27 protein-coding genes and 3 tRNA genes are annotated in these 26,652 nt (G+C 42.3%); 13 read left to right on the top strand and 17 right to left on the bottom strand.

Annotated features, from left to right (window positions below; all coding sequences use genetic code 11):
* The first annotated feature begins 147 nt into the window (after window positions 1–147).
* Together FTV14_RS12420 and FTV14_RS12415 are read left to right on the top strand one after the other, a co-directional pair.
* Window positions 148–972 (top strand): hypothetical protein, encoded by an 825-nt coding sequence (locus FTV14_RS12420; protein WP_180053974.1) that lies wholly within the window; start codon window positions 148–150, stop codon window positions 970–972.
* 173 nt (window positions 973–1,145) lie between these two features.
* A complete protein-coding gene (locus FTV14_RS12415; protein ID WP_180053973.1) occupies window positions 1,146–1,652 on the top strand; it encodes a hypothetical protein in 507 nt (168 codons plus the stop codon).
* A 104-nt stretch (window positions 1,653–1,756) separates the two neighbouring features.
* Here the strand turns inward: FTV14_RS12415 and tehB are convergent, their stop codons facing one another.
* The 7 genes from tehB to FTV14_RS12380 form a co-directional block, all read right to left on the bottom strand.
* Window positions 1,757–2,620: an SAM-dependent methyltransferase TehB gene (gene tehB / locus FTV14_RS12410; protein ID WP_159123720.1), complete on the bottom strand. Its 864-nt coding sequence runs from the start codon at window positions 2,618–2,620 to the stop codon at window positions 1,757–1,759.
* Between the two features lie 189 nt (window positions 2,621–2,809).
* Complete coding sequence (locus FTV14_RS12405; protein WP_180013854.1) at window positions 2,810–3,559, bottom strand: hypothetical protein; 750 nt, start codon at window positions 3,557–3,559, stop codon at window positions 2,810–2,812.
* A 241-nt stretch (window positions 3,560–3,800) separates the two neighbouring features.
* Window positions 3,801–4,301 (bottom strand): hypothetical protein, encoded by a 501-nt coding sequence (locus tag FTV14_RS12400; RefSeq protein ID WP_180031031.1) that lies wholly within the window; start codon window positions 4,299–4,301, stop codon window positions 3,801–3,803.
* A gap of 228 nt (window positions 4,302–4,529) precedes the next feature.
* Complete coding sequence (locus FTV14_RS12395; protein ID WP_180053972.1) at window positions 4,530–5,051, bottom strand: hypothetical protein; 522 nt, start codon at window positions 5,049–5,051, stop codon at window positions 4,530–4,532.
* 204 nt (window positions 5,052–5,255) lie between these two features.
* Window positions 5,256–5,331 (bottom strand) — tRNA-Phe (locus tag FTV14_RS12390).
* A 136-nt stretch (window positions 5,332–5,467) separates the two neighbouring features.
* Window positions 5,468–5,543 (bottom strand) — tRNA-Phe (locus tag FTV14_RS12385).
* Between the two features lie 201 nt (window positions 5,544–5,744).
* The gene (locus FTV14_RS12380) at window positions 5,745–6,122 is read right to left on the bottom strand and encodes a GNAT family N-acetyltransferase (RefSeq protein ID WP_180053971.1); all 378 of its coding nucleotides are present in this window, start codon (window positions 6,120–6,122) and stop codon (window positions 5,745–5,747) included.
* Between the two features lie 96 nt (window positions 6,123–6,218).
* On the opposite strand from FTV14_RS12380, the gene hisB reads away from it, so the two are divergent.
* From hisB to FTV14_RS12355, 5 genes are all read left to right on the top strand, one after another.
* On the top strand, window positions 6,219–6,812 hold the full coding sequence (gene hisB, locus FTV14_RS12375; RefSeq protein ID WP_005232589.1) for an imidazoleglycerol-phosphate dehydratase HisB: 594 nt from the start codon (window positions 6,219–6,221) through the stop codon (window positions 6,810–6,812).
* Complete coding sequence (gene hisH / locus FTV14_RS12370; RefSeq protein ID WP_004781601.1) at window positions 6,812–7,429, top strand: imidazole glycerol phosphate synthase subunit HisH; 618 nt, start codon at window positions 6,812–6,814, stop codon at window positions 7,427–7,429. The genes hisB and hisH overlap by 1 nt, the downstream gene beginning before the upstream one ends.
* A gap of 152 nt (window positions 7,430–7,581) precedes the next feature.
* Entirely contained in the window at window positions 7,582–8,244 is a 663-nt protein-coding gene (locus tag FTV14_RS12365) for a 3'-5' exonuclease (protein WP_179991948.1), read from the top strand.
* Window positions 8,245–8,466: 222 nt separating this feature from the next.
* On the top strand, window positions 8,467–9,201 hold the full coding sequence (hisA, locus tag FTV14_RS12360) for a 1-(5-phosphoribosyl)-5-[(5-phosphoribosylamino)methylideneamino]imidazole-4-carboxamide isomerase (protein WP_005232592.1): 735 nt from the start codon (window positions 8,467–8,469) through the stop codon (window positions 9,199–9,201).
* 69 nt (window positions 9,202–9,270) lie between these two features.
* Window positions 9,271–10,200 carry a DMT family transporter gene (locus FTV14_RS12355; protein ID WP_180053970.1) on the top strand — a complete coding sequence of 310 codons (930 nt, stop codon included), beginning with the start codon at window positions 9,271–9,273 and terminating at the stop codon, window positions 10,198–10,200.
* Between the two features lie 65 nt (window positions 10,201–10,265).
* Here the strand turns inward: FTV14_RS12355 and FTV14_RS12350 are convergent, their stop codons facing one another.
* Genes FTV14_RS12350 through FTV14_RS12340 form a run of 3 tightly spaced genes read right to left on the bottom strand, consistent with a single transcriptional unit; the run spans window position 10,266 to window position 12,282 of the window.
* Window positions 10,266–10,661 carry a hypothetical protein gene (locus FTV14_RS12350; RefSeq protein ID WP_004781593.1) on the bottom strand — a complete coding sequence of 132 codons (396 nt, stop codon included), beginning with the start codon at window positions 10,659–10,661 and terminating at the stop codon, window positions 10,266–10,268.
* Window positions 10,662–10,681: 20 nt separating this feature from the next.
* A complete protein-coding gene (locus FTV14_RS12345; protein WP_034170207.1) occupies window positions 10,682–11,308 on the bottom strand; it encodes a DUF1294 domain-containing protein in 627 nt (208 codons plus the stop codon).
* A 26-nt stretch (window positions 11,309–11,334) separates the two neighbouring features.
* Window positions 11,335–12,282 carry a homoserine kinase gene (locus FTV14_RS12340; protein WP_034170208.1) on the bottom strand — a complete coding sequence of 316 codons (948 nt, stop codon included), beginning with the start codon at window positions 12,280–12,282 and terminating at the stop codon, window positions 11,335–11,337.
* Window positions 12,283–12,395: 113 nt separating this feature from the next.
* On the opposite strand from FTV14_RS12340, the gene hisF reads away from it, so the two are divergent.
* Window positions 12,396–13,154 carry an imidazole glycerol phosphate synthase subunit HisF gene (gene hisF, locus FTV14_RS12335; protein WP_004781588.1) on the top strand — a complete coding sequence of 253 codons (759 nt, stop codon included), beginning with the start codon at window positions 12,396–12,398 and terminating at the stop codon, window positions 13,152–13,154.
* Window positions 13,155–13,492: 338 nt separating this feature from the next.
* On the opposite strand, the gene FTV14_RS12330 is transcribed toward hisF, so the two are convergent.
* The gene (locus FTV14_RS12330; RefSeq protein ID WP_180052762.1) at window positions 13,493–14,077 is read right to left on the bottom strand and encodes a hypothetical protein; all 585 of its coding nucleotides are present in this window, start codon (window positions 14,075–14,077) and stop codon (window positions 13,493–13,495) included.
* A 108-nt stretch (window positions 14,078–14,185) separates the two neighbouring features.
* Here FTV14_RS12330 and FTV14_RS12325 point away from each other — a divergent pair, with 108 nt between their 5' ends.
* Window positions 14,186–15,256: an AraC family transcriptional regulator gene (locus FTV14_RS12325; protein ID WP_179991944.1), complete on the top strand. Its 1,071-nt coding sequence runs from the start codon at window positions 14,186–14,188 to the stop codon at window positions 15,254–15,256.
* 73 nt (window positions 15,257–15,329) lie between these two features.
* Here FTV14_RS12325 and FTV14_RS12320 read toward each other — a convergent pair whose 3' ends face one another.
* A complete protein-coding gene (locus tag FTV14_RS12320; RefSeq protein WP_004781584.1) occupies window positions 15,330–15,575 on the bottom strand; it encodes a hypothetical protein in 246 nt (81 codons plus the stop codon).
* 85 nt (window positions 15,576–15,660) lie between these two features.
* Complete coding sequence (locus FTV14_RS12315) at window positions 15,661–16,758, bottom strand: DNA/RNA non-specific endonuclease (protein WP_159123712.1); 1,098 nt, start codon at window positions 16,756–16,758, stop codon at window positions 15,661–15,663.
* 266 nt (window positions 16,759–17,024) lie between these two features.
* Here FTV14_RS12315 and FTV14_RS12310 point away from each other — a divergent pair, with 266 nt between their 5' ends.
* Window positions 17,025–17,582, top strand: coding sequence for a hypothetical protein (locus FTV14_RS12310; protein ID WP_180052761.1), 558 nt, complete (start codon window positions 17,025–17,027; stop codon window positions 17,580–17,582).
* Window positions 17,583–17,649: 67 nt separating this feature from the next.
* Here FTV14_RS12310 and FTV14_RS12305 read toward each other — a convergent pair whose 3' ends face one another.
* Entirely contained in the window at window positions 17,650–19,530 is a 1,881-nt protein-coding gene (locus tag FTV14_RS12305; protein WP_104426719.1) for a potassium transporter Kup, read from the bottom strand.
* Between the two features lie 121 nt (window positions 19,531–19,651).
* On the opposite strand from FTV14_RS12305, the gene FTV14_RS12300 reads away from it, so the two are divergent.
* Window positions 19,652–19,742, top strand: a tRNA-Ser gene (locus tag FTV14_RS12300).
* Window positions 19,743–19,924: 182 nt separating this feature from the next.
* Complete coding sequence (locus FTV14_RS12295) at window positions 19,925–21,121, top strand: integrase arm-type DNA-binding domain-containing protein (protein WP_180053969.1); 1,197 nt, start codon at window positions 19,925–19,927, stop codon at window positions 21,119–21,121.
* A 50-nt stretch (window positions 21,122–21,171) separates the two neighbouring features.
* Here FTV14_RS12295 and FTV14_RS12290 read toward each other — a convergent pair whose 3' ends face one another.
* A complete protein-coding gene (locus FTV14_RS12290) occupies window positions 21,172–22,164 on the bottom strand; it encodes a hypothetical protein (RefSeq protein ID WP_180053968.1) in 993 nt (330 codons plus the stop codon).
* Window positions 22,165–22,268: 104 nt separating this feature from the next.
* Here FTV14_RS12290 and FTV14_RS12285 point away from each other — a divergent pair, with 104 nt between their 5' ends.
* On the top strand, window positions 22,269–23,159 hold the full coding sequence (locus FTV14_RS12285) for a competence protein CoiA family protein (RefSeq protein ID WP_180053967.1): 891 nt from the start codon (window positions 22,269–22,271) through the stop codon (window positions 23,157–23,159).
* A 26-nt stretch (window positions 23,160–23,185) separates the two neighbouring features.
* On the opposite strand, the gene FTV14_RS12280 is transcribed toward FTV14_RS12285, so the two are convergent.
* Window positions 23,186–23,578, bottom strand: coding sequence for a hypothetical protein (locus FTV14_RS12280; RefSeq protein WP_180053966.1), 393 nt, complete (start codon window positions 23,576–23,578; stop codon window positions 23,186–23,188).
* A gap of 3 nt (window positions 23,579–23,581) precedes the next feature.
* Window positions 23,582–26,632, bottom strand: a complete 3,051-nt coding sequence (locus FTV14_RS12275; protein WP_180053965.1) for a type I restriction endonuclease subunit R — start codon at window positions 26,630–26,632, stop codon at window positions 23,582–23,584.
* Window positions 26,633–26,652: the final 20 nt, after the last annotated feature.

Here is a 26,652-nt window from a genome sequence, read left to right as displayed (position 1 = left end):
ACTTTCAACTTTTGCCAGTGTTGATCTGTCAGCATGGTACGAGTCATAGCGAATAGTAAAATTGGGTTTGGCGATTTGATTTTACTACTTCGCTATTTTTTTAAGCTAAAAGTGTCAACACACCCTAAATATAAATTTAAAATAATTATGAAAAAATATTTAGCATTTACAGTTCTGAGTCTAAGCTTGGTAGGATGTGCCAGCACACCAAAAGCACCACAATCTGATTACTTTGCAAGAATTCAAAAAGAATTTAAAACCCAACCTGTGGCTATCTTGACAGATGCCTGCCTACTACGTAAAGAACTTGGTGACAGTCATATTTTACTGGATCAATCTAATCGTACTGCCGAAGCAATATCTCAATCATTGGTAAAACAGTTAAACCAGAATGCGGTTCAAGTGACCAAAACCTTCCAGCCAACACATTGCGGTTTCTTTGAAAAGCGTACCATTCAGACTTATAAAAAACGTAATACTTTAGAGTCGCAACCTGAATATTTAGGCACTTATCCTGTTTTGGCAGCCAACCAACCTGCAATTACTGATCTGGATGGTGCAAGTATCCAACTGCTGCTTCAAAAGAGTTTTAAAGCCAGCCATGGGCGTTATGCGTTAAGCAATAACTATCAACCTGTAGATATTGATATTACAGATCGCCTAACTGACCATCTCAAGCCTGTGTTAGGCACACCTAAGGTTCTGGTCATCCAGGTCTTAGGACAACAGCCTTCTTTAGGAAAACGGATTGGTAATATTGCCGGCACAGCTGCTTTCGCAGTTTTAACAATGGGTGTAGTTGTAGCAGATGATCCAGTACCTACAGAAGGCCAATACTATGTACTTTCTTATGTTGATTTGGATAAGAAACAAATTTTATGGTCTAAGCATCAAAAATTCGATGGAAAACTTTATCAGACCGGCCCAGTTAGCGTAACGACACCAAATATGCTAAAACCTTTGGGTCTTTAAAATAGAAATAAATAAAAAACCCTGTTTAATAACAGGGTTTTTTATTTAAAAGAATGTTATCCCTTTGTAAATTTAGTTGAATATTCAACCAATAAAAACTTATCCATCAGCCACTTATATTTGACAGGCGTATCATAACCCCACATTTCTCTCCTTTATTTATGGGGTTATGCATGAAAATGCTTAAAACACTTCTAGCAACTGCAATCGTTGCAACTTCAGCTTCTGCTATGGCTTCTGCAACAGTTTCTCCTGTTGCTGCAATGAAAGAACAAGCAAAAACTGTTGCCGCTCAAACTGCTCAACAAGCAACTGCGCCTGCACAAGCAAAAGTAGCGACTGCGACTGTTAAAGCACAAGACTCTGCTGCCAAAGCTACTGCTGAGAAACAAGCGGCTGTCGCTAAAGTAGAAGCAACTCAACAACAAGCTGCTCAAACTAAAGAAGCAGCAAAAACTGAAGCGGCTCAAAAAGTAGAAGCTGCAAAAGCTGCACCTGCAGATATGAAAAAAGTAGCGGATTCTAAAGTAGAAGCCGTGAAAACTGATGCAGCTGTAAAAACTGCTGAAGTAAAAGAAGCAACTGTAGCAAAAGCTGAAGAAGTAAAAGCAGCACCTGCCGAAGCAGCTGTAAAAGCCGAGAAAAAAGGGGGGTTCTCTTGGTTTAAAAAATCTGCTTAAGATATTTTAAATCCATAAAAAAAGATGTCCGAGTGACATCTTTTTTTTGTTTTTTGGCTCTTTCAGATTTAAAGTCAAAAATATAAAGACCTATAAATCTCTTATTAGACCTTTCGGGCTAGCATAGTCGCAAAATGCTGCTTGATCCGGTTGCCCTGCTCATCTACTCGGTGTAATTCACCGACATTTTCATTATATTTCACCAGATTCCAGCCTTCATAATAGGCACTAAGCTGTCCCGGCTTAAAACTAAACGGAAAGTCTGGCTGTACCGGAATATCATCGGTATCCATCGCACAGACAATCAGGTTATAACCGCCCGGCACTGTCGCCTGCTGCATCTGTGCAATAAGTGGTGGAATGGTATCGGCCTGCAGGAACATCATCACCACTGTACAGCAAATGAAGTCATATTGACCCTGAATACTGGGGTCAAGATTTAAATCCCGTTGCTGAACCTGAATATTCCCGATTTCTTCATTCTGAATGATCTGTCTTAAGGTCTGTAGACTATTTTCATTCACATCCCAGGCGTCGACTTCAAAACTGTTCTGACTCAAATACAACGAATTGCGGCCTGAACCACAACCGACATCCAGCGCACGACCACCCTTTAAATACGGCATAGCCGCCAGAATTTCCGAATGGGTCGGGCTTAGCTGATATTTCTTAGTGAAGTAATCCTCAGGTTTGCAGTAAAAACGCAGCTGACATTCTGCATCTTCACTAGCCGCAACGATCTTATGCCAGACCTGTGGCTCAATGAACGGCGGTTGCTGCTCTGGCGTAAATACATGTTCAGACTGTACATGACCTGACGGATCCAGCATGGCAAAATGCAGCTCACCTTTAAGAACGGTCAGCTTTGCCCAAGTGCCCGCTTTGGTATTGTGTGGCTGCTTGAATCCTTGTGGGATAGCTTGCTGCGTCCAGACCGGAAATTCTTTATAACATTTCAATTGTTGCATAAAAGATTGTGCTCCCTCTTCTCGCTTTCCGTCTGCAAGCATGCTTCTGGATATTCATTTTTCTTAAGCATAGCTGGTTCTCTTACCAATGAGAACTGGCCCATCTTTGATGTAAGCAATGCAACAAGACTAATTCTGACAGAAAAACATCATGTCATTTAGAGATAAGAAATCATAAGATCCTTATACTTAGAGTTTGTTCTCTGCCTCTTTAAGTGCCTGCTGATCCACTTGAGTCATTTGCTGATTGAGCTGCACTATTTCCTGATACAGCTTATTGAATTGCTTTAAGGGTGCATCTTCATAGAACATAAAGGTCTGGTTTTTCTTTTCCCATTTATTGTTTTTCAGCACCAGAAATAGCTGGTCTGCTTTGGCCAGACTCTGTTTTTCAATTTCAAAAATTGCATGAGCATTATCCTGCTGCTGATTGGCTTTCAGATTATCTGCCAGCTGCTGACGATAGCGGTTTTTTATGTCCAGCTGTTTCACCTGCTCTAACTGCTGGGTTGCCCGCTGTTGAATTGTCTGTTCATAACCATCGACAATTTCATGCACACGCTTCAGCATGGCTTCGGTTTCTTTATAGTCTTGGGCTTGATCTTTGGCTAAACGGTCAATGTCCAGAAAACGATCCCAGTCCGCTGCTTTGAGGTCACGTAAATACTGATTGCGAGCCTCGGCACGATCACGCATCTGACCCAGAATAAATTGGGCCATCACGGCATAATCCCCATCCAGACGATCATCTTCCAGATCAATCTGAATCGGTTTAGACCAATCCTGTGCCTGTTGCAAAATAGATCCAGTTTTTTCTTCCAGTACCGTTTCATATTCTTGCAAATCGGCCTGCTGTTCCTGCTCTACAGAATTTTGATAAAATAACCAGATCAAAATTGCCAGTACCACTCCAGCGATAATCATAAAAACACGGGGCATCTACACGCTCCAGGTCTGTCATCCAGATCTTGTTGATTTTTTACACTATGCTTATTTTTCCAGCATAATTCAAGACATAGAGCTTTTCACATTTGTGAACGTGCTTCCTCAATACTGAAAAAATGAATCCAGTAAAAAGCCTGAAGAAAGGAAATAAGTTTTCAGACTTCCTTTCTTCATGACGTGATCTGGCTATACCGAAACTGACTGACCTGATCAGCCTGACCCATCGGATTGTGTGCTAGCGCGAACCAAAAGGCAGCCTGAGCTCAAGCCGATTCGGATCAAACTGCTCCCTGACGATCTGGACATTGGTGGCATTCCGGTCAATGCCAAAAGGTTGCAAAATCACATAGATTCCATTTCTTGGATCTGAGGACTGCAAGCCTTGCGCTACTGCCAGTACATATTCCCGGAACACAGTAGGCAGACTGTCCAGATCTGGATTAGGCGCTGCTGCCCCCATGTCAATATTTGCAACGACATCACCATCGACACTATAAGCCTGGATATCGCGTTCAATTTTCATCAGGCGCATCTGCAAAGCCTTACGCTGGCTGGCACCTTCCTGATAAGGCGTTATTTCCGTCACAGCACGCATTTCAGGCTCTGCCATGACAGTTAAGGTGGGAAGTACCGTTGCTTCAGAATGAGCAGGAGCTGCATGACTCAGTACAGGGAGAGTAAAAGCAGTACAGGTCAGCATCAGGCCCAAGCTTTGAATGGATTTTAGGAGATTCATCTTATTACCCCTCGGTTGGAAAAGGGAAAGCGTCAGATTAAATCTTACAAGTAATACAGCTTCTTATTGTTAAGTTTGATAAACGGTCAATCGAATCCATTACACCCTCATAAAGCCAACCAGCAAATCAGGAGCTAAGCTCCTAAAAAATATGAATTATTCAGAAGTTAGATTTAAAAAAGCAAAAATCCCCAATATGGGGATTGATTTGCATTACTGGCTCATCCTTTAAGGAGATCTTGGAAATTGCGCTACAGGAGATGGATTGTTGTAGTTTTCTAATAAGCCCAGATTCACCTTGTCCAGATTAATCTGTAGTTGAAGACCGCGTCCTGGTTGCAAGCTGCTGCTACGATCGATCCCGATATTCTCCAGCAGTGTATACAGCCCTTGGGTTGGATCACCAGATTGTAAGCCCTGGGCAATGGTCATCACATACTGTTGCAGTGCAGGTGACAGTAAACTCAAATCTGGAGCTTGGGTCGGCTTGATATCGAGGTTTGCCAGCACATTTGGATTGACCATAAAATTTTCTGCATCTTTGGTTCCCCGGATTACCTGATGCTGCAAGGCAAGACGATTGGCTTCATTCTCAATAAACGGGACATAGCCAGTCTCATTACTCATTTCAGGTTCAGCCATAATGGTCATCGTCGGTAAGGTAAGTACCGGTTTCTGTTCTTCTGCATGTACTGCTATGCTCAATGTACCTAACAGAATCCCAAATAAAGATGTTTTTAGACTATTCATGGGCTTTCCCCCTACTTCAAATTTCACAACCTGAGTGCCTTTATCGGTTGCTAAAGTCTGTATTTAATTATCTATTAGATTACCTTGATTATTTAGAGAACTCATTCTTGCTCAGATGAATGGCAAAACAAGTTAATTCTTAGGCTGAATCAAAAATCACAGGCGAAAAAAAACCTCAAACAATGTTTGAGGTTTTTTCGAATATGGTGGCGAGACCCAGGATCGAACTGGGGACACACGGATTTTCAATCCGTTGCTCTACCAACTGAGCTATCACGCCGATGCGGTGTATTAAGCCGTATCTAGACACATTAGTCAATCGAAATTATGAAAAAAAAGATTGAGTGTCTGAATTTTGGCCTAAAAAAAATCCCTGATGGGATCAGGGATTGAAAACTTTAAAACCGTTTTGAATATGGTGGCGAGACCCAGGATCGAACTGGGGACACACGGATTTTCAATCCGTTGCTCTACCAACTGAGCTATCACGCCGATGTCGCGTATTAAACAGTTTCAGCTCTTAATCGTCAAGTACATAACGTATAAAAATCATCAAATGTTTACTTTTCCATCGATTTGCATGTTTATACAGCAATATTTTCATATTTTCAGCAAATACCTGACTAATAAAATAAATTGAATCCGGTATTTACAAAAAAAGCAGCCCGAAGGCTGCTTGAAATTTATCTATATTTAAATTTTTTCAAGATTTGCCAGACATCGGTGAATGGCCCCGCATCCCGGTACGAATGCTTTTACTCCTTTTTCCTTTTCCATGCGGCATGCCTCACTCACCAGCCTTTCTGCAACCCCGCGTCCACGGTTGGCCGGATGCACCACAATATTTTCCAGGGTCCGGCTTTCGCCTTGTCCTGTGCACCAGATGGCACCGATGATTTTGGTGTTAAATTCTGCGGTATAAAGTAAGGTATACTGTGCAAGGTTTTGCTCTAGATGTTCAATGGCATCTGCCCCATCACTAAATTCAGGGCTAGTGTCATACAGTCGCTCAAGCTGGCTGCGCACTTCGTCGTTTTCTAGAGAAGTATAAGCATGTACGGTAATAGGCATTGATAAACCCTCCTGAGCAATCTAATATGCGGTGACGTCGTCACGGCGAAAATATTTTCTACATCAATCATTTTGACGTATTTGAGGAACGTGTCTATGACAGATCGTATCAGTGAAGTGGTAAGAAATACCAACGAAACCAAAATTCGAGTTCGTTTGAACCTCGATGGTACTGGTCAAGGCACTTTAAACACTGGTATTCCATTTTTAGATCATATGATTGATCAAATCAAGCGACATGGTCTGTTTGATATTGATATTCATTGTGATGGAGATCTGGAAATTGATGACCATCATACCGTAGAAGACTGTGGTATTACCTTAGGTCAAGCCTTCGCTCAGGCTTTGGGTGATAAAAAGGGCCTACGTCGTTATGGACACTTCTATGCGCCGCTTGATGAATCTTTAAGCCGTGTCGTGGTGGATCTGTCTGGCCGTCCGGGTCTGTTTATGGACATTCCATTTACCCGCGCCATGATTGGCCGTTTTGATGTAGACCTGTTCTCTGAGTTCTTCCAGGGCTTTGTCAACCACTCGCTGATGACTGTACACATTGACAACCTGAAAGGTAAAAACAGTCACCACCAGATCGAAAGTGTATTTAAGGCATTTGCCCGTGCACTGCGTATGGCATGTGAAGTTGATCCACGTGCTGCGAATACTGTTGCTTCAACCAAAGGTACCTTGTAATGACCCGTATTGCCCTTCTTGACTATGGCATGGGAAACCTACACTCAGCAGCCAAAGCACTTGAACACGTCGGTGCAACGGTAGATGTGACTAATGATCCAAAACTGATTGCCCAAGCCGACAAAATCGTTTTTCCGGGTGTGGGTGCAATGCGTGACTGCATGCAAGGCATGCATGAAGCCGGAATTGATGAAGTGGTACGTAATGCCGTGTTCAACAAACCGGTATTGGCCATCTGTGTCGGTATGCAGGCCCTGATGCAACGCTCTGAAGAAAATGGCGGTGCGGATGCACTGGGCATTTTTGCAGGTGAAGTGAAACACTTCCCGGAAATGGCAGGTTTAAAAGTGCCGCATATGGGCTGGAACCAGGTACATCAGGCCGATCCAAGCCATCCAATGTGGAAAGACATTGCTCAGGATGCACGTTTCTATTTCGTGCACAGTTACTATGTGGAACCACAAGATCCAAGTATCGTGGCAGCGACCTGTAACTATGGTATTGATTTCTGTACTGCCCTGCATAAAGACAACCTGTTTGCGACTCAGTTCCATCCTGAAAAGAGCCATACTGCAGGCCTTCAATTGCTAAAAAACTTTGTGGATTGGAATATCTAATCCAATACATTTAAAAAGCTCGCATCATGCGGGCTTTTTTTATGGGCTACAGTTTAAAATTTTATTTTTGAAAAATAATTCACATCCAAGCTTCCTTCTCTAAGGTATGCTCTATTCAACCCGAATATTCATCAATGGAAGATGCTTTAATCATGGATACCCAGCTTAACGATATTCTGCCGAGTAAAGAGGCAATAGCGACTTTTCCACCTTTTCAAAATATCGCGCCTGAAAATATTGTGGTGATTAACAGCATTCAGCAATGTGAAGCTCTACGCGAAGAACTTGGGCAGATCGCAGTCTTTGGTCTGGACACTGAGTCTAAACCGACCTTCAAGGTTGGTGAAGTGTCCACTGGTCCGCATCTGATTCAGCTGGCCACTCTGGAAAAGGCCTACCTGTTTCAGATGAATGCTGCCATTTGGGATTTTCTGAAACCGATTTTTGCCAATCGAGACCAGATTAAAGTTGGTTTTGGCCTGAAAAATGATGCGCATCTTTTCCGTAAAAGAGGCATTGAGCTGAACAGTGTGATTGAACTGTCAAAGTGCTTTGGTGCGTTCGGCATTAAAAATCCTCTTGGATTAAAAAATGCGATGGCTTTGCTATTTCAGGTGAATTTTCCTAAATCGAAACGGGTTACGACATCGAACTGGGCGAAAAAACATCTCAGTCAGGCACAGATTGAATATGCGGCTGCAGATGCCTATGCACCTTTACTGGTTTTTGAAGAATTACTGCACCGTGGCTTGGGCCCCAAGGAAGTTCCCAATACTTCACTAAAATTGAAAATTCGCCCGCATTCAAAAATTTGAACGAACAAAAGATAAGTTTTCTAATGAAATATCATTTTGATATCAGACTCCATCAGGAGTATTGCAAAGAATAAAAAAATTGAAGAATAAAATCCTGTCACTCCAGCATATCTTCAGACAGGTTTTCTTTTTTCATACCGTTTAAGAGTTAGAAATTTCGACTTTATTTGCTAAGATGAACTCACTGAAATTCATTCTAAAGATTGAGCAAGGAGCGAAAGCATGCTGATCATCCCTGCAATTGACCTGAAAGATGGCAAATGTGTCCGTTTAAAACAAGGTCGTATGGAAGACGATACCGTATTTTCTGACGATCCAGTGGCAACAGCACAGCATTGGGTAAATGAAGGCGCTCGCCGCTTGCATTTAGTAGATTTAAATGGTGCTTTCGCAGGTACACCGATTCATAAGCCAGTGGTAGAAGCCATTGCCAAATCACAGCCAGAATTGCCTATCCAGATTGGTGGCGGGATCCGCTCGCTGGAAACCATTGAGCATTATCTGGAAGCAGGCGTATCTTTTGTGATTATTGGTACAAAAGCAGTGCAAAATCCTGAATTTGTAGAAGAAGCATGCAAAAAATTTGCAGGCCACATTATTGTGGGTATCGATGCCATGAACGGCATGGTAGCAACTGATGGCTGGGCGAATGTGACTGATGTAAAAGCGACTGATCTGGCAAAACGTTTTGCGGATGCAGGCGTGTCTAGTATTGTTTATACCGATATTGCCCGTGATGGCATGATGCAGGGTGTCAACATTGAGCAAACTGTACATCTGGCACAATATTCAGGTCTGCCTGTAATTGCTTCAGGTGGTGTAACCAATATGGATGACGTGCGTAACCTGAAAGATCAGCCTGGCATTTTAGGTGCGATTACCGGTCGTGCGATCTATGAAGGCACTTTAAATCTACGTGAAGCACAATTATTGCTGGATGAACAAGAAGCGCTATAATAGCGTCTGCTGAAAAAGAGGTCTGTGGACCTCTTTTTTTATTGTTCAATTTTTTTGATCCTCTCTCCCATGTCGACATCCGTTTCCCAAACATCCTCTACCTGGAGAACGAAAGTTCCTCAACTTGCTCTGATCCTCATTACCATCATCTGGGGTGGCAGCTTTATCACTGTACAATATGGCCTGAATTTCAGTAGTCCGGTGATCTTTGTCGGATTACGCTTTGCAGCGGCGGCAATTGCCGTAACTCTGCTGTCGCTGAAGCACTTGAAAGGCATGACGCTTAAAGAAGTGGCAGCGGGTGCCATCATTGGGGCTGTGATTGCGATCGGTTATGGAACACAAACGGTGGGCTTGCAAACGATTAGTAGCAGTGAATCGGCCTTTTTGACTGCGCTATATGTTCCCTTAGTGCCTCTAATGCTGTGGCTGCTATTTCGTAAGAAACCGCACTTCATGACCTGGGTCGGTGCCCTGTTTGCCTTTCTTGGTCTGGTCTTTTTAACCGGTAATGGCTTTGGTGCCATCCAGCTGAATTTTGGTCAGGTTTTGACTTTGCTCGGCTCGATTGCCATTGCGCTTGAGATTATTTTTATCAGTCATTTTGCTCCGAAGGTGAATACCCGGCGTGTCACCGTGCTACAACTCATTTTTGCCTCGCTATTTTGTTTTCTGATGGCACCGATACTGGGTGAATCTCAGTTACCTGACTTTCACTGGCATCTGGCAGGTATTTTGGTCGGTCTCGGTATTGCCAGTGCCTGTATTCAGCTGGTGATGAACTGGGCACAGGAAATGGTAGATCCTTCCCAAGCTGCAATTATTTATGCCGGTGAACCGATCTGGGCAAGTTTATTTGGACGTATGGCGGGAGAACGTTTGCCTGCGCTGGCACTTCTAGGCGGATTGATGGTGGTACTTGGGGTGATTGCCAGCGAATGGAAGCCAAAGTTTTTTAGAAAAGAAAAAATAGAAGAGTTGAAGGAAGATCTTTCCTAAGCTTATGAACTCCCCCTCTTAGAAAAGGGGGAGTTTTTTATCTAGAGAAATAAATATAGCTAATCTTATTTGGTATACATCGGTCGATTGTCATTCAGACGCATAATGCCGCGAATCGCGCGATAGACAATCCAGATCCAGGAAACAAAGACCACAACCAGACAGAAAGTAGATGCACCAAAAGCGACGCCTGCAAACAGGTCCGGATCTTCATGGGTAAAGAACAGGAATAGGAACGGCACAAAGGCTACAATATTCCAGAATAGATACCACCAGAAACTGCGGATTTGCCAGGTAAAGTGGCTTTCAAAAATCGAGCCTCGTACATCCGAGCGCTTCACATAGTTAATAATCAGTGCAATCACTGCCAGCAAGCCACCACTAAAAATGGCCACGATATATAAGATATAAAGAATCAGGGTTAGCGTGCGATTTGAGTCTTTATCAATTGAATAGTTCATCTACGCTCCTGTGATTGTTTCTAGATATTCAGGCTGTTAAAGGGAGAAATCAGCCATATAATCAAAATGATGTTAAAAGCTATAGTACAAAAATAAATTTGCCGGAAGGGTTGTTTTTGTGTTTTATGACGTAATTTTTGCTGTGCCAGCCAGGCTGCCGGCCATCCTCCTAGAAAAGCTACCAAATGCAGGGTGTTTTCAGGAATACGGCGATTGCCCAGTTGTGCCGCTTCCTTATCCTGGGCATATAGCCAGTAACTGAGAACATTCATCAGGCTCACCAGTAACAGGATCATTCCACTCAACAATCCGGCTAAACTGAGTCCCGCCAGTACCAAAATATAGGCCACAGAAGCAACCTGCATCGGCTGTAGTTTTTCTGGCTGGCTTCGGCCTGATGTTTTAGTTTTTGTTTTTGCCGTTTTGGTTTGTGATGCTTTCAGGTACATAACCTGCTGGGCACGATAACGTCCCTGCTCATCTAGAATCACCAGATAATCTAGCGCACAACCAACAATTGGCCGTGGACCGGGACGGGCAAAATCTTTGATATGCAAAAACACGCGATCTTTGGCCGGATCATTGGGCTGAATAAAGCCATAGCCTTTGTCATCAAACCATTCTACCAAACGTCCCTGATCGCGCATTTTGCCTGTTCCTGTTTATTTTTAATTTAAGCTGTCACAAATTTTAAACGTTCAATCAGCATGTTACGCATCTCTTCCGGATTTTTTTGCAGAATATCTTCACCGGTGCGGCCTTCAGCAGCATTTTTCTGTGCCACCTGTAAACGCATCATCCAGAAACGGCCCGCAGCCATTGCCAGGTAAAGCTCCAGACATGATTTTTCATCCTCAGTCAATGGACGCACAGTTTCATAGGCTTTTAAAAAGGCATTGGCCTTTTCTTCATTTAAAGTAACTTCCGGATAATTGGTACAGAAGTCATTTAAAGTAATTGCAATATCAAACAGGAATTCATCTTTATTCAGCTCGTAAAAGTCCAGAATACCTTTCAGTTGGTCACCCTCAAACAGGGTATTGTCACGGAACAGATCCGAATGGATAAAGCCACGTGGACGATCCGGATATACTGCGGTTAAAGCTTCATACAGGCCCAGAAGTTTACCCAGTAAGACTTTATCTGCTGCGTTCAGACTCGGTTTAATTTCCTGTGCTACGTTATACCAGTAGGCATGGTCACGGACAAAGGCGCGCTCAAGTTTAAAATCTTTCAGTGCGACATGCATTTTGGCCTGAGCAATGGCAATCGCTTCCGCCTGCGCAACGGTAGATGGCATCGGATGCTCGCCCATCATGCGTGGTGCAATTTGTGCCGGCTTATTTTTTAGCGTATGAATGGCTTTGCCTGAATGGGATAAAGGCACCGGTACGGCCAGACCTGCCTGACCCAGATGCTGCAAGACCGGCACCAGTTCTCCAGCGGCCTGTTCATCCATATCTTCAAAAACGGTCAGCACATATTGCTGGTTTTCGCAGACCAGAAAATAGTTCGTATTCTGGATACCTCCTTGAATGGGAATCAGATCAATCACCTCAAGTCCATAAGGTGCTGCGAAATCCTGAACTTCCTTTAAAGTCAAAGTGGTATAAACCGACATAGAAAACCTGCGAAAAAACTTACATATTTTTGCTAGAATACCGTTTCCATCTACCAAGGTGTAGCGCTTGCGTGGGTGAGTTTCATAATCGGCTGTAATAATTGGAAAAATTTATGCTAGCTAAACGTATTATTCCTTGTCTGGACGTCGACAACGGTCGCGTAGTCAAGGGTGTTCAGTTCCTTGATATTCGTGATGCGGGTGACCCGGTAGAAGTGGCACGCCGTTATAATGAACAAGGTGCCGATGAAATTACTTTCCTTGATATTACCGCTACACATCATGGACGCGACACCACTTACCGTACCGTTGAGCGTATGGCTGAATCTGTATTCGTACCGCTTACCGTAGGCGGTGGCGTGCGTAAAGTCGAAGATATTCGTCTACTATTAAATGCAGGTGCAGACAAAGTCAGCATCAACTCGGCAGCCGTCTTCAACCCTGAGTTTGTACAGGAAGCCTCACAGCGTTTTGGCGCGCAATGTATCGTGGTAGCGATTGATGCCAAAAAAACTGGCGAGAATAAATGGGAAATCTTTACCCACGGCGGACGCAAACCGACCGGCATTGATGCCCTGGAATGGGCAGAAAAAATGGCCAGCTACGGCGCAGGCGAACTGTTAATTACCTCTATGGATGCCGATGGCACCAAAGCAGGTTATGACATTCCACTCATGCGTGCTATCAATGACCGCGTCACTGTACCAACGATTGCCTCTGGTGGCGTAGGCAACTTGCAGCATCTGGCTGACGGGATTATCCATGGTGGTGCCGATGCAGTACTTGCCGCCTCTATTTTCCACTTTGGCCAGCATACCATTCCTGAGGCCAAGGCTTATCTAGCTGCTCAAGGTATTGAAATGCGTCTTTAAACGACAGCCTTCAAATGAAAAAGAGCGTGAATATCACGCTCTTTTTTTATGCATTATTCTTAGAAATCATTTAAATTCTGGACAAAAAAAAGGAGTCTTGCGACTCCCTATAAAAACCAAGAAGAACTACAGCACTTGGTATCTTTGACATTTACAATATAACTCAATCTGTATGCAGGTTGATAAGACTTTCAATCATCAACAGACGCAAATATAGGTGAAATCCTGAGCGCAATATTGACAATATATGCAGAATTTATTGACAAATCACGACAGGGTTAACCAAAGTGAGAAATGGTTAACATTTTATGTGGCAGATTACTCGAAATTTAAGTTATTTAATCACGATCTTTAGCCCATTTAGCCGGGAAATAACGCTGGGTTAAGCGCATAGAGATCTGTTCCGGCAAGACAATACCAAGGGGATTTTTTTCCTGTAAATCTGCTGAGGAAATCACCCGGGTTCCCATCAAATAATCAAACCAGGGCTTGGTTACACACCAGTTGGCGTCTTGGTTACTATTCATATGGTGATCATAATGCCAGGGAATTTTTTTTCTGGCCCATTCTGGCTCCAGATGTGCTCGCCGATGCATATAGAAATAATTGCCTGCACTATACAGCGTGGCCAAAAACATACCTTTGGACAAGGGATAAAAAGCCAGCCCGAATACGCTTGCTGCAACGGCCAGTGAACCGATTTCATTGCGGATTCGCCAGTTTTTCAAACCTTCCACATAGGCATAATCAGAAAATCTGGTCTTGCGAACTTCACGATGATGTTCCCAATGTGAACGCATGCTGTCCGGCACTGGGCTATAACGCGTCTGCCCTGCCCGATGCGTACCATGCAGCACATATTTATGCGCAAACCATTCAAAGCCATTGGCTACGACCAGTCCTGCTAGAAAGCCTTTCCACATGATCTTTTCCTCCCTGTTTGTTTACACTATAGGTCAAACAAAGGGCTAGATATTGACCGATAATTTCAATATCATTGACAAAAAACGACAGAACAAAAGAATTAAAAAATGCACGTTCCCCAAGATTATGTCGGTTCGGTATATGGTGGTTTAGGACATTTGCTTTTGGACTATTACCAGCTCAAACAACTGGACATCCCCAAGAAATTATTTGCGATCCAGAACCTGGAGCGTTTTGATTATATTCTCTGGCGCGATCTGCTCAGCCAGCTGGACCAGGAGTTGCAGCGGCCGGCACTCGGCCTGGAAATCGCGCAACTGGTGCAGGCCAAACATCTGGGTATTATTGGCTATCTGGCATTATCCAGTGAAACGCTGGGCGAAGCCTTTATGCGTTATCATGACTATCATCGCCTGATCTATGATGGCAGTCCTTTACAGGTCAGTCTGGATCGAGATTACCTGTCCATTTCCTGGAGCGAGATTCCGTTTAAAGTGAGTACGCAACTCACAGACGAGATTGCTATCGCGCTCATGACTGAATTTATTCGCTCAAGCATTCTGGAGCAGCATCAACTGCATCTGCATGAAGTCCATTTTCAGCATCCGGTCAATAAAAATATTGCGGTCTATGAACAGTATTTCCGCTGCAAGGTCCGTTTTGGACAGGCCAGAAACCAGGTATTGATTCCTGTGAGTGAAATGTCTACGCCTTTAAAGAAAGGCGATCAGACCTTACAGAAATTACTGATGCAACAGGCAGAAGCGGTGCTGGAAAAACTCCCGAACTCCACCCAGATTGATCAACGCTTGCAACAGGCGATTCTGGTGGGTCTGCAGAAAAATATGTTCCAGATTGAACATATCGCCAAACAGATGAATTTTTCTGTACGTCAGCTACAACGTTACCTGCAAAAACAGGGCCAGACCTATCAGCAGCGTATGCAGGAAATCCGCTGCATGATGGCCATGCAATATCTGAAAGATCCTCATCTGAGTCTGCAGGAAATCAGCATGCTGCTTGGCTATTCTGAGCAGAGCGCATTTCAGCGTGCCTTCAAGCAGTGGACGGCTCAGACCCCACAACAATGGCGCTCAGAATACCTGGAAACCCAGGTGCAGGAAAAATTTCTGGACTATCCTGCTACTGCAGAGATTAATGTCCCATATCAGATTTAAAAATTTGAATAAAATAAAAAAGCTCCTCATTAAAGAAGCTTTTTTCTAGCCGGAATAGTGATTTAAGAAATTTCTATAAAAATGGATTTTCAATTTCATCTGCATCATTGCGTTCAATTTTTTCTGGCAGATCCGGTGTTTCTTCGAGTTGCTGCACAATATCATTTAACAGTGCCTGCAAAACTTTGGCCGCCTTGAGACCAGCCTGGTCTTTAGTAATTTGCAGATTGCCATACAGACTGACACAGTCCAGATCATTCTCAACTGTCAGATCATGAATCGCATGCGATTCGGTTCCATTTTCAAATGCTTTAAACATTAATTTCTACTCTGTTTTATTATTTTTACTCACCTGTCTTCAGCATGCTACCTGAAGCCTGCTTTTTACAGCAAGCTCCTTTTCACTATTTCAGCAGCTGTAGGATGTATTGCAGTAAGGCCTCAATCAGCTGTTTAACAATCGTGTCCTGGGTATCATGATCGATCCCGTTCTTATTAACTGATGAGCTGGTATTGCTTGTACTGGCTGAACTTGAGGCTAACGGTTTGAACTCACGCTGCAGTTTTTCTAGATCTTCTTTCGGCACATCTTCAGCACACTGGCTTTCTGCATCCCAATTCGAATAGGCAATTTTCTGGTTGGCCTTCACAGCATTTGCAGTCAACGGCAGATGATAGGTATTGCGTTTCTGTTCTTCAGTTAACTGAGGAAACAGGTTAATGCCGAGCTGCTCTTCCAGATAGCAGACACTGACAATGCGAACCTTGAGCGAATTATCATTAGGTGCATAGTAGGCACCAATGGCACCAGTTTTCGGCATGTAGATCGCTTTATACACGGCAGTTGGTACAATTACACCCTTGCCAATAGTTTTCAGCTTTTTGGCAGCAAAGACTGGCCCGGTCACTACATACACGTCCTGCTTCTGCTTGGTCACAATTGCTCGGGTCGCTTCTTCCAGCTCGCGCCAGACCTGCTGATTGTTCTTTGGTGCCTGCGGGACCATATTGGCCAGCGAGAAACTGTCAGACTGTGCAGCTTTATTTGGCATATCCGCATTTGGCGCCATATGGCCTCGGTCATAGCCTGAACCCCGGTAGTCAGCCAAAGTCGCACGATGAGCAGCATTTAGTCGTGTTTCTTCATGGAAGTTGTCTTCACGTGGAATTTTCTGGCTCAGACGCTTCGGTGTTAAGGCCTCCGCCACCCAAAGTGGCGTTTTGGATACCCCAGAATAACCCACATTAAAGCCATTAAAACACAGTGAATAACTGTCTTTTTTCAGGCTGTCTTTCATCAGGTAAGGCGGAATATCCCGGTAAAACTGTTCCAGACAGCTCGAATTCGATGTAGACGGCAGAGAAATCCACTGACTGATTTTTTCCTGGCCAAACGCAATCGCGAAACTCCCGGAAGCGACCATTGCCAAGATCACTTTCACGCTATTTTCATTAAAAAACTGAAAAACTGAATTCTTCGACTTACGCTGCTTCTTTGCCATGCTACACGTGCTTTTAAGATCAAAATCGGGGGTTTTGCGAGCTTAACAAGCCATGTATATGAAGTATATCTTACCCTCTTTATTTGCCTAATAATTACACAATCTACCCCTATATTCTTAAATCTTGTAACAAAGTGTCGTTTTTTTAGTGAGCTTTCAGCGCGGTTTTTTAACCTTTAAGTAGCTTTGATTGTGACCTCGTCTTGAGTGTGCAAAGCTATTTGACTACTCAAATTACGTACAATTATTAGCAATGGAGTTAATTTATGAATTCCAAACTATCTAAGTTATTAGGTCTCGGAATATTTACAAGTGTGATCAGTGCCGGCGCATTCGCTGAGCCTCCTGTACAAGCGGGTGAAACACTTGAAAGCTTATCTAAAGCTAAAATTAGTACCACTGTAAATGGTCAGCAAGCCTCACTGGAAAGCCTGGTGAACTCTGGACAGATCCGTCTGGTAAACCAGCCAATGTCTGCACCTGCTCAGCCAGGCCAGCAGCCACAACAATCAATGCCAAATCAGCCAATGCCAACACCAGGCATGCCTGATGCACCTGTTGCACAACCAGAAATGCCGGATACCAATCCAGCTCCAGCCAATCTTGAGTCTGAACCAGCAGCCCCTGCTACAGAACAGGAAATGACTATGGGTGAGGCTGTAGAGCAACCAGCTCTTGAAGAACAGCAAGCTGCTGCACCTGAAGCGGCTGCGATGACTGAGCAAACTGAAATTGCAGTAGAAGCTGAAGCTGATCCTGCGGTAGATGCACCTTTAAACGCAGCCCCTGAAATGCCGGTTGAGACAGAAGCAACAGAACAATAATTTGTTATAAAGCTTTCTAAATTCTCTCCCCTAAAAAAACCAGAGCCTAGCTCTGGTTTTTTTATTTTTACATCTCGATCTGGCTACCCAGTTCAACCACCCGGTTGGTCGGAATCTGGTAGAAGTCGCTGACCGGACTGGTATTACGCTGCATGGAAACAAACAGTTTTTCCCGCCAAGGTGCCATTCCCTCTCCCACCGTATGCATAATCCGTTCCCGGGAGATAAAGAAACTGATCTGCATCAGGTCATATTCAAAGCCCCATTCTGCATACGCATGCTGCAATGCTTCCGGAATATTGGGCTGATCCTTAAACCCGTAATACATTGTCACTCGATAAAAATGCTCACTGAGTTTTTCCAGTTTAATCCGTTCTTCATCGCCTACAAAAGGAATATCTCGGGTAATAACCGTCACTAGAATATTGCGCTCATGTAGCACCTTGTTGTGCTTGATATTGTGCAACATCGCATGCGGCACAATGGTCGGAGTTCCGGTCAGGAAAATCGCTTCACCCGGCACAAACTTGGTGCCTCCCCCAATTGAGATACTCTTAATAAACAGGTCAATTGGTAGCGCATCTTTTTCCAGACGGTTCAAGACCAGTGCACGACCATCTTTCCAGGTCATCAGAATCGTAAATAATGCCGCCCCGAGCAGGATCGGCACCCAGCCACCTGATGCAATTTTTAAAGAAGTTGAGGCTACAAAAACTAGATCCAGCATCAGGAATGGTGTGGCAAATAACACTACTTTCCAGATTGGCCAGCGCCAGAAACCATAAGCCAGAATGCTGATTAAAATGGTACCACACAGCATAGTCATGGTGACTGCGACCCCATAAGCACTCGCTAAGCGGGCGCTATTTTCAAAGAGTAAAATCAGAATCACTACAGAAATAAACAGCATCCAGTTAATGAAGGGCAGATAAATCTGGCCACGCTCTTCGGCTGAGGTATGTTTTACACTCAGGCGTGGCAAATAACGCAGTTGAATGGCCTGATTCACCATGGAGAATACCCCGGTAATGACGGCCTGTGAGGCGATCACAGCAGCTGCTGTGGCCAAACCAATCATTGGATATAAGCCCCATTCCGGAAGCAGCATATAAAAAGGATTTTCCAGTGCTTCAGGACGGCGCAGCAATAATGCCCCTTGTCCAGCATAATTCAGTAACAAACATGGCAATACGATAATGAACCAAGCCAGACGAATCGGCAGACGACCAAAATGCCCCATATCGGCATAAATGGCTTCACCACCAGTCATGGTCAGAATCACGGCGCCCATGGTCAAGAAGGCTACAAAAGGCTGATCGACCACAAAATGATAGGCCCAGTATGGATTCACCATAGCCAGTACTGTCGGGGTCTGAATAATACTCCACAAACCGAAACCACCAATTGACAGGAACCAGAGTAAGGTCAACGGACCAAAAAATTTGCCCATGGTTCCAGTACCATGACGTTGTACCAGAAAGAGTCCCGCAATAATCCCGATCGATAGAGGTTCTAACCATTGATTAAACACAGGTGTGGCTATACTCAGCCCTTCAACCGCAGATAACACAGAAATTGCCGGGGTAATGATCCCGTCACCAAAAAACAGCGATGCCCCAATAAAGCCGAGCGCAATCAGGTAAATTTTCTTGTCATCAGAAATGCGTGTGGTTCGCAAATTGAGAGCTAGTAAGGACATGATTCCGCCCTCACCGTTGTTATCGGCACGCATGATAATAGTGACGTATTTGAAGCTCACCGTCAGCATGATGCACCAGAAGATCAAGGACAAAATGCCCAACACCGAAGCTTCACTAATGGCAAGGTGCGACGTCAGGAAACATTGGCGTAGTGCATACAATGGACTGGTTCCAATATCTCCAAAAACAACCCCAAGCGCAGCCAGCGTAATTACCGGGAGAGCTGCTTTCTGTGCAGTGCTTTGCATATATCGTCTTCGTTTTTAACAAGCATTTTTGCGAATCATAGCATTGCGCTCAAAGTTTTTCCGCAAATCAATTGTTTCAAGCTTGGCAGACTGGCTTTTTTTCTATATCATCCACGGCCATGGTGAGGTGTCCGAGTGGCTGAAGGAGCACGCCTGGAAAGTGTGTATACGTTTATAGCGTATCGAGGGTTCGAATCCCTCTCTCACCGCCAAATATCATTCCCACGATGTCTTATGGGATCTTAAAAGACTTAAACCACAAGGGTTTAGGTCTTTTTTTTGTCTTATGCTATCTCACAATATCTATTGAAATCCTGTTCCAGTTGGGGGTATAACTGGGGGTACATATTTATACCCCCAATTTTTATACCCCCATTTTCTGCGGAACTTCAAAATGCTTACCGATGCAAAAGTACGAAAGCTTAAGCCTTCAGATAAAAAAACTCGTTATTCCGATGAGAAAGGGATGTACCTAGAAGTCACACCATCGGGTGGTATGTATTGGCGAATGAAGTTCCGCTTTAACGGTAAAGAAAATATTTTCAGCATCGGTACCTATCCTGAAACCTCACTGGCTCAAGCAAGAAGAATTCGAGATGAAGCGCGGTTAAAGCTAAAAGATGGGGTTAATCCCAACGAAGCGAAGAAGCAAAAGAAACAGCAAGCCGCTGAAAATACTCTTTTCAAAGCACTTGCTATGGAATGGATGGAAGACCGTAAAGCGGTTATTAAAGAAAATACTTATTTACGTGACTTATCTGTCTTTGAAAAAGACCTTTTCCCTACTTTAGGCAATATGCCTATTGATCAGATCAAAGGTAAAGATGTGCTTGCCTGCGCCAAAAAAATCGAAGAACGAGGCGCACAGGAAATGGCGAAACGTTCCATACCTTTAGCAGGTCGTATTTTTCGTTTTGCGATTCGTAAGGGTCTCATTGAGAATGATCCAACCCCTCATCTTCACGAGGCTTTGAAACCTCGCAAAGTGAAGCATATGGCACGTTTGGATATTTCTGAGTTTCCACCCTTCCTTGAGCGAATGGATCGCTATCATGGTAATCCAATGATCAAAACTGCAATTCAGCTGATGACCTTAACTTTTGTACGCACAGCTGAACTCAGAATGATGGAGTGGAATGAGATTGATTTTGATACTCATTTATGGAGAATTCCAGCTGAAAAAATGAAAATGGCTCAGCCTCACATCGTTCCATTATCCAGACAAGCACTTGAATTAATTGAAGGGTTACGGCCTCTCACAGGTACTAAACAATACGTTTTTTATAACCACAGCACAGCAAAACCCATAAGTAGTAATGCATTACTCTGTGTGATTCGCACAATGGGCTACAATGGTAAAATGACTGGTCACGGATTCCGTGGACTAGCATCAACTACATTGCATGAGCAAGGCTATATGCATGATGCGATTGAAATTCAGTTAGCGCATCGAGTAGGTAATGCTGTATCTCAAGCGTACAACCATGCTCAGCACTTAGAATATCGAATCAAAATGATGCAGGAATGGTCAGATTTTATTGATAGTTTAAGAAATAAAATTGTGCCTTTTCCAAAGCGAAAGATTGTGTAAAAGATCGATGGCTATTCAGTATTTCACCCAAATACAGCAAGTAAAATAGCTTAAATAGAAATTTTTTTACCTTTCATAGTCACCCGATCGAAACTATATACATGAGAAAACGGACTTTCGACACAGCGTCCAACCAAAGGAACTGAAAAATCAGGTTTGCCTTTCCTTAAAACCACATCTGCAGTGCAGATAGGGCATGTACCTGTAAAACGAGTAAATCGTGTAATTTGGTTTTTATATTGATCACGATACATCTCAATTTCAGCATCTAGCTCAGAGATCGAGATAAAGGTTAAAGGTGCTTTGATAACTCTATGCTCGGGTAAATCAAAAATAGGCTTAAACCAGGCTTGCCACATGGTTAATGAAAATAGACCTACAACAAACAAAAAAAAGATATTCCATGAAGTAAAATTTTCACCAACTTTTACTGTTATTAGGGCAACAACGATTAAGTACAATACCCAAAAAATCAACCACCCAAAAACTATCGTAATTAGTGCTAAGCCTCTTAAACTTCTGTTACGCATTTCACCTTTTGGAAAAAGCCATTTATAGAGCAATGATACTTTGATTATATCTGGTGAAGCACGATGATAAACCACCTCATCATCATCTTTATTACCATCTATCCGCACTGTCTCTACAGCATTTTCTTCATATTTCTCAATATCTAGCCAATAACTACGTTCATTTCCTTTCCCGCCTTTTGTTTGATTTTTTCTAACGGCAGGAATATAACCAATCTCTTTAAAAGGCTGATGTTCTGCACCAATAATATTTTTGAGCACTGTTGCCAATTGCTTATCATCTATCCATTTTTGAAGATCCTTAGGATCTGCATTATTGGCTGCAGCCTCCCCTTCATATCTTGCTTTTAATTTCCACCGAGTAAACTCAATCAATTCAGTATTACCACTTTGTAAAGCTCGAATTGATTCATCACACATAATTTTTAGGCATTCATATGCTTTACTGCTTTGTAAATATGTAAACAATTCATCTTGTAAGCAAAGCAATACTTTTAATTTATTATCAGACACTTAAACACCCCATATACCCGTATTTCACCTCTAAATACGGTGTTAGGAAGATTAAAACACAAGCATAGTGAAGGAGTAAATTAACTTCCTAAAGGAATTATAAAATGACCATGCTTGTCGCCTTGAATGAGAATAAAAATTTGATCCACATTACTGAAGCAGTTCGTGGGCTAGCTTGTAATTGCACTTGTTTTGAATGTGGAGAAACTGTTTTGGCGCGTAAAGGAGAAATCAATGAGCATCATTTTTCCCATGCAAGTAATAAAGAGAGTTGTGCAATTAATCCTGAGAGTGTTCTGCATAAATACGCAAAAGAAATCATTCAAGAATCTATGGGATTACTGCTGCCTGCTGTTCCTGACTCTGATATTGAAGCCTCATGGTGGACATTCGACCGCATTATTCCTGAATTTCCTTTAGGATTAATTAGGCCAGATTTGGTAGCTTACACAGATGAAGAACCAATTTTTATTGAAATAGCTGTCACACATTTTATCGATGAAATAAAGCTTAATGTCATTAAGTCCATGAATGTAAAGACAGTCGAAATAGATTTATCTGATCTTTTAAAATCTGACATCACAATACCGAGCGAGGATGCAAAAAAATTAATTCTTGAAAATTTAGAACCTAAAACTTGGCTTTTTCCTCAGACATCCAAAGGTATAAAAACCGACACTATTGGCCATCAAAATCAAACCAATCTTTTAAAGATTGAAAGTAATGATCCTTCTACTACAAATACTACAATTCCAACTTGGGAGGACTTTCAATTCACTATTAATGGGATTTGGGTTCATGCTCGAAAATTTTCAGGTGGTATGCTTTCAGTAAATTGCACTTACAACCCTGAGATTATTGCGATGTTAAAACAATGGCGCAATGAAGGTGGTGGGCGATATAACAACAAATATAAATCTTGGAATTATTGGCAGCCTTTTTCAGCAACCGTGCTGGAACGGCTATATCAAATGCATTCCATCGAAAAAAGTTAAGAGCCTTTTCGGCCCTTAACTTTTCATCAAAGTGATTCCAAGAAATTAATTAATTCCGTTAAACCTTTTTCAGATTTAAAATTTACCCCCGCCCCATACTCAGTAGGATTATCTATACATTCTGAAATAGAAGACTTTGGATATTTTGCAAATGCTGTACTCATGTTTCCTTCAGGACCAAATTTAAACTCTGCATCCTCTATACATTGAAGTTCACTTTTTAATGCTTTAAGGGCAGGATGAATCATTAGCCGAGATGGTTCATTTTTACGTGATTGCTTATCTAGCAAACGTTTAACATAAATCACCTGACCATTAGCCAACTCAAACTCATAAGCATACTCACGCTCATCAGTCCGCCGTACACCTATGCGTTTCATCGCATCATAAATTTGTTTACAGCTAAGATAATCGCTCATAATTTACGATGCCTTTTTTTTCGCACGAGTATAGATATGCTTCGCTAATCGTTTCGCTACTTTCTGGCGCAGCTCTTCAGCACTCATGACTTTATTACACACATCTTCATTACCTGACAGACGCTCCAGGAAGAGATCTAACAATTTTCCTGATAAATATTCAGTGAAGCTATCTAAGGTATTCGCATTAACCGCTTGAAGAATTTCTTCATTTTCAACCGCAGCCTCTTCAATTTGGTCAAAGAACAATTGATCAGCTACTGTAAAATCAGTGCCAAAAGCTTCATTCAATTCATCAATCAGATGCGATACATTATCTGTAGATTCTGCCTGCCCAGTACCCACATCTGTAGAACCTTTCAAGGCATTCGCTTCACCATGCCCTAAATCGATACTATTTTCACTTAACTTCTGTAAGCGATAAAATTGAAGTTCCACAATTTTAGATAAATCAACTTCATTTTCCTTAGAGCCTTTCGGTAACTTTTGTAGTAAAGCTTTTAAATATGCATAGCGTTGCTCATGCTCTGAATCTGTAAAATCCATGATTTGCGAGACAAACAGATATAAATTTAAATAGCTTTGTAATTGGCTTTTAAATAGTTTTTGTTGCTCTTGTTGATGTACAAGGTCATCAGGATGAATTTTCTTATATTTATCAACAGCACGATCAATAATACTATTCAACTGCTTATGTTCATGCCCTGTTAGCTTGCTTCTATCCTTAAACCAAATATTTGCAAACTCATTTAAATCAACTTCAAAGTAAAACTTCCATTGATCCAACGTATGCCCAAGCTCATTCAATTTTTGTTCATTTGGAATATCACCAAGTTTGGTCAGCTCGTAGAATGGCTTAAATGCTTTATAAATATCTTCATGAGTATTCACAAAGTCCAATACAAAAGTATCTTCTTTACCATAAGCACAACGGTTCAAACGCGATAAGGTTTGTACTGCTTGGATTCCAGATAATTTCTTATCTACAAACATGGTGTGTAGTAAAGGTTGGTCAAAGCCTGTTTGGTATTTTTCAGCAACCAAGAGTACTTGATAATCATCTGTGTCAAATTGATCAGGTAATTCAGTTTCTTTAAAACCATTCATTTTAGGTTCTGTATATTCAGTACCATCAACCTCTAGTTTGCCTGAAAAAGCGACTAAGGACTTAATCCCTGTATATTTTTTTTCTTTAATATATTCATCAAATGCAAGTTTATAACGTACCGCTTGCTCACGGGAATTTGTAACGACCATTGCTTTGGCACGACCACCAATTCGATGCATCGTCACTGTTCTAAAATGCTCGACAATGATTTCTACTTTCTGAGCGATCACGCTTGGATGCATGGAAACAAAACGAGCCATTAAGGCTTTGGTTTTATTTTTTGCAAGCTCTGGATCATTGTCAGCGATTTTGATTAATTTAAAGTACTGTTCATAAGTCGTGTAGTTTGCCAATACATCTAAAATGAAGCCTTCCTGAATTGCCTGTTTCATACTGTAATGATGAAACGGAGCTTCGCCGTTATCACCTGCTTCATCAAAGCAAGCGAGCGTTTTCCATTTCGGTGTAGCGGTAAAGGCAAAGAAACTTAAATTAGGTTGGCGACTACGTTTTGACGCTTCTGCAAATAAATGCTTTTTCACGTCATCAGTGAGTTCGCTTTCATCCTCATCGCCATCATCTAAAAACTCTTGAGCAATCGCAGATTCAATCCCATCTTTATTGAGAATTTTGCGCAATTCCATTGCCGTTTCGCCACTTTGTGAACTGTGGGCTTCATCGACAACAACAGCGAAATTCTTACCTTCTGTACTCAAATCAACCTTAATGCCCTTTTTCGCTTGGGTGCGAATAGATTGCATGATGTATGGGAATTTTTGGATAGTAGTAATAATGATAGGCACATTCGAAGCTAAAGCATTGGTGAGCTGTAGGGTATTCTCATCAATCTTTTGTACCACACCATCTTTATGCTCAAACTGCGCAATTGTTTCTTGTAACTGTCGATCAAGTACAATACGGTCAGTAATCACAATAATAGAATTAAAAATTTTCTGATCATCTGCATTGTGCATGGATGCCAATTGATGTGCGAGCCAAGCAATGGTATTTGATTTGCCTGAACCTGCTGAATGCTGAATGAGGTAGTTATGACCTGAACCATTAGCTTTACTGTGTTTCGTGAGTTTACGCACCGCATCTAATTGATGGTAGCGCGGGAAAATCATGGTTTCTTTTTCGATATATCGAAAACCTGTATCCGTTCTAATCTTTTTGCTTTCTACACTCAAATGCATGTAGCGCGCAAAGATTTCCATAAAGCTATGACGCGCTAAAGTTTCAGTCCACAGGTAATGCGTGCGTACATCACCGTCTACAGGTGGATTACCCTTACCATTTAAATAACCTTTGTTGAAGGGTAGAAAAAATGTATTTTCTCCATCCAACTTCGTGGTCATATACACTTCACAAGTATCCACGGCAAAATGAACCAAAGTCCGTTTTTTAAACTCAAATAAACGTCCTTTTGCATTTCGGTCTTTCTTAAATTGGATTTTAGCATCCTCAACATTCCAACCCGATGCTGAAAACTCATTTTTAAGTTCCAGCGTAATCATTGGAATACCATTGAGTGAAAGTACCATATCTGGGATTTCATTAAATTCTGTATGAAGCTGACGTGTACATTTGAGTACATTGGCATCGTATTGTTCTTGGGTGGTTTTATTGATACTGGTATTGGGTGCAAAGTATGCCATTTTGATTTTTTTACCAAAACATTTGAAACCCTGGCGTAAAACCGATAGAGCACCTTCGGTATCTAAGGCATGTGCTAAATCATTGACAATACGAGTTTCTGTTTCATCTTTACACGAGTTATGAATTTTCTCCCAAGTTTTTGGTTGTGTTTCCTGAATAAAGGCAACCACATCTTTAGGAAATAAAGCAATTCTTGGATCATAGTCTTTCGGGTTGCCTTTTACATAGCCTCCAACAGTTGTTAAGCTGTGTTCAATGGCTTGCTCAAAATAATATTCGCTATGCATGGCATTTCCCCCAAAAAAAT

It is taken from the genome of Acinetobacter sp. YH12236, from assembly GCF_013417645.1.
Lineage (GTDB): Bacteria > Pseudomonadota > Gammaproteobacteria > Pseudomonadales > Moraxellaceae > Acinetobacter.
Note: the sequence above shows the minus strand (reverse complement) of the source record. Positions and strands in the feature narration are given on the sequence as shown.

Coding starts and splice junctions, on each gene's coding strand:
- FTV14_RS12420 (WP_180053974.1), top strand. CDS start 148: ATGAAAAAATATTTAGCATTTACAGTTCTGAGTCTAAGCTTGGTAGGA.
- FTV14_RS12400 (WP_180031031.1), bottom strand. CDS start 4,301: ATGAATCTCCTAAAATCCATTCAAAGCTTGGGCCTGATGCTGACCTGT.
- hisF (WP_004781588.1), top strand. CDS start 12,396: ATGCTAGCTAAACGTATTATTCCTTGTCTGGACGTCGACAACGGTCGC.
- FTV14_RS12355 (WP_180053970.1), top strand. CDS start 9,271: ATGTCGACATCCGTTTCCCAAACATCCTCTACCTGGAGAACGAAAGTT.
- FTV14_RS12350 (WP_004781593.1), bottom strand. CDS start 10,661: ATGAACTATTCAATTGATAAAGACTCAAATCGCACGCTAACCCTGATT.
- FTV14_RS12305 (WP_104426719.1), bottom strand. CDS start 19,530: ATGCAAAGCACTGCACAGAAAGCAGCTCTCCCGGTAATTACGCTGGCT.
- FTV14_RS12320 (WP_004781584.1), bottom strand. CDS start 15,575: ATGTTTAAAGCATTTGAAAATGGAACCGAATCGCATGCGATTCATGAT.
- FTV14_RS12365 (WP_179991948.1), top strand. CDS start 7,582: ATGGATACCCAGCTTAACGATATTCTGCCGAGTAAAGAGGCAATAGCG.
- hisA (WP_005232592.1), top strand. CDS start 8,467: ATGCTGATCATCCCTGCAATTGACCTGAAAGATGGCAAATGTGTCCGT.
- hisB (WP_005232589.1), top strand. CDS start 6,219: ATGACAGATCGTATCAGTGAAGTGGTAAGAAATACCAACGAAACCAAA.
- FTV14_RS12275 (WP_180053965.1), bottom strand. CDS start 26,632: ATGCATAGCGAATATTATTTTGAGCAAGCCATTGAACACAGCTTAACA.
- FTV14_RS12340 (WP_034170208.1), bottom strand. CDS start 12,282: ATGTCGGTTTATACCACTTTGACTTTAAAGGAAGTTCAGGATTTCGCA.
- FTV14_RS12395 (WP_180053972.1), bottom strand. CDS start 5,051: ATGAATAGTCTAAAAACATCTTTATTTGGGATTCTGTTAGGTACATTG.
- FTV14_RS12285 (WP_180053967.1), top strand. CDS start 22,269: ATGACCATGCTTGTCGCCTTGAATGAGAATAAAAATTTGATCCACATT.
- FTV14_RS12325 (WP_179991944.1), top strand. CDS start 14,186: ATGCACGTTCCCCAAGATTATGTCGGTTCGGTATATGGTGGTTTAGGA.
- FTV14_RS12415 (WP_180053973.1), top strand. CDS start 1,146: ATGAAAATGCTTAAAACACTTCTAGCAACTGCAATCGTTGCAACTTCA.
- FTV14_RS12315 (WP_159123712.1), bottom strand. CDS start 16,758: ATGGCAAAGAAGCAGCGTAAGTCGAAGAATTCAGTTTTTCAGTTTTTT.
- tehB (WP_159123720.1), bottom strand. CDS start 2,620: ATGCAACAATTGAAATGTTATAAAGAATTTCCGGTCTGGACGCAGCAA.
- FTV14_RS12280 (WP_180053966.1), bottom strand. CDS start 23,578: ATGAGCGATTATCTTAGCTGTAAACAAATTTATGATGCGATGAAACGC.
- FTV14_RS12310 (WP_180052761.1), top strand. CDS start 17,025: ATGAATTCCAAACTATCTAAGTTATTAGGTCTCGGAATATTTACAAGT.
- hisH (WP_004781601.1), top strand. CDS start 6,812: ATGACCCGTATTGCCCTTCTTGACTATGGCATGGGAAACCTACACTCA.
- FTV14_RS12405 (WP_180013854.1), bottom strand. CDS start 3,559: ATGCCCCGTGTTTTTATGATTATCGCTGGAGTGGTACTGGCAATTTTG.
- FTV14_RS12345 (WP_034170207.1), bottom strand. CDS start 11,308: ATGCGCGATCAGGGACGTTTGGTAGAATGGTTTGATGACAAAGGCTAT.
- FTV14_RS12330 (WP_180052762.1), bottom strand. CDS start 14,077: ATGTGGAAAGGCTTTCTAGCAGGACTGGTCGTAGCCAATGGCTTTGAA.
- FTV14_RS12380 (WP_180053971.1), bottom strand. CDS start 6,122: ATGCCTATTACCGTACATGCTTATACTTCTCTAGAAAACGACGAAGTG.
- FTV14_RS12295 (WP_180053969.1), top strand. CDS start 19,925: ATGCTTACCGATGCAAAAGTACGAAAGCTTAAGCCTTCAGATAAAAAA.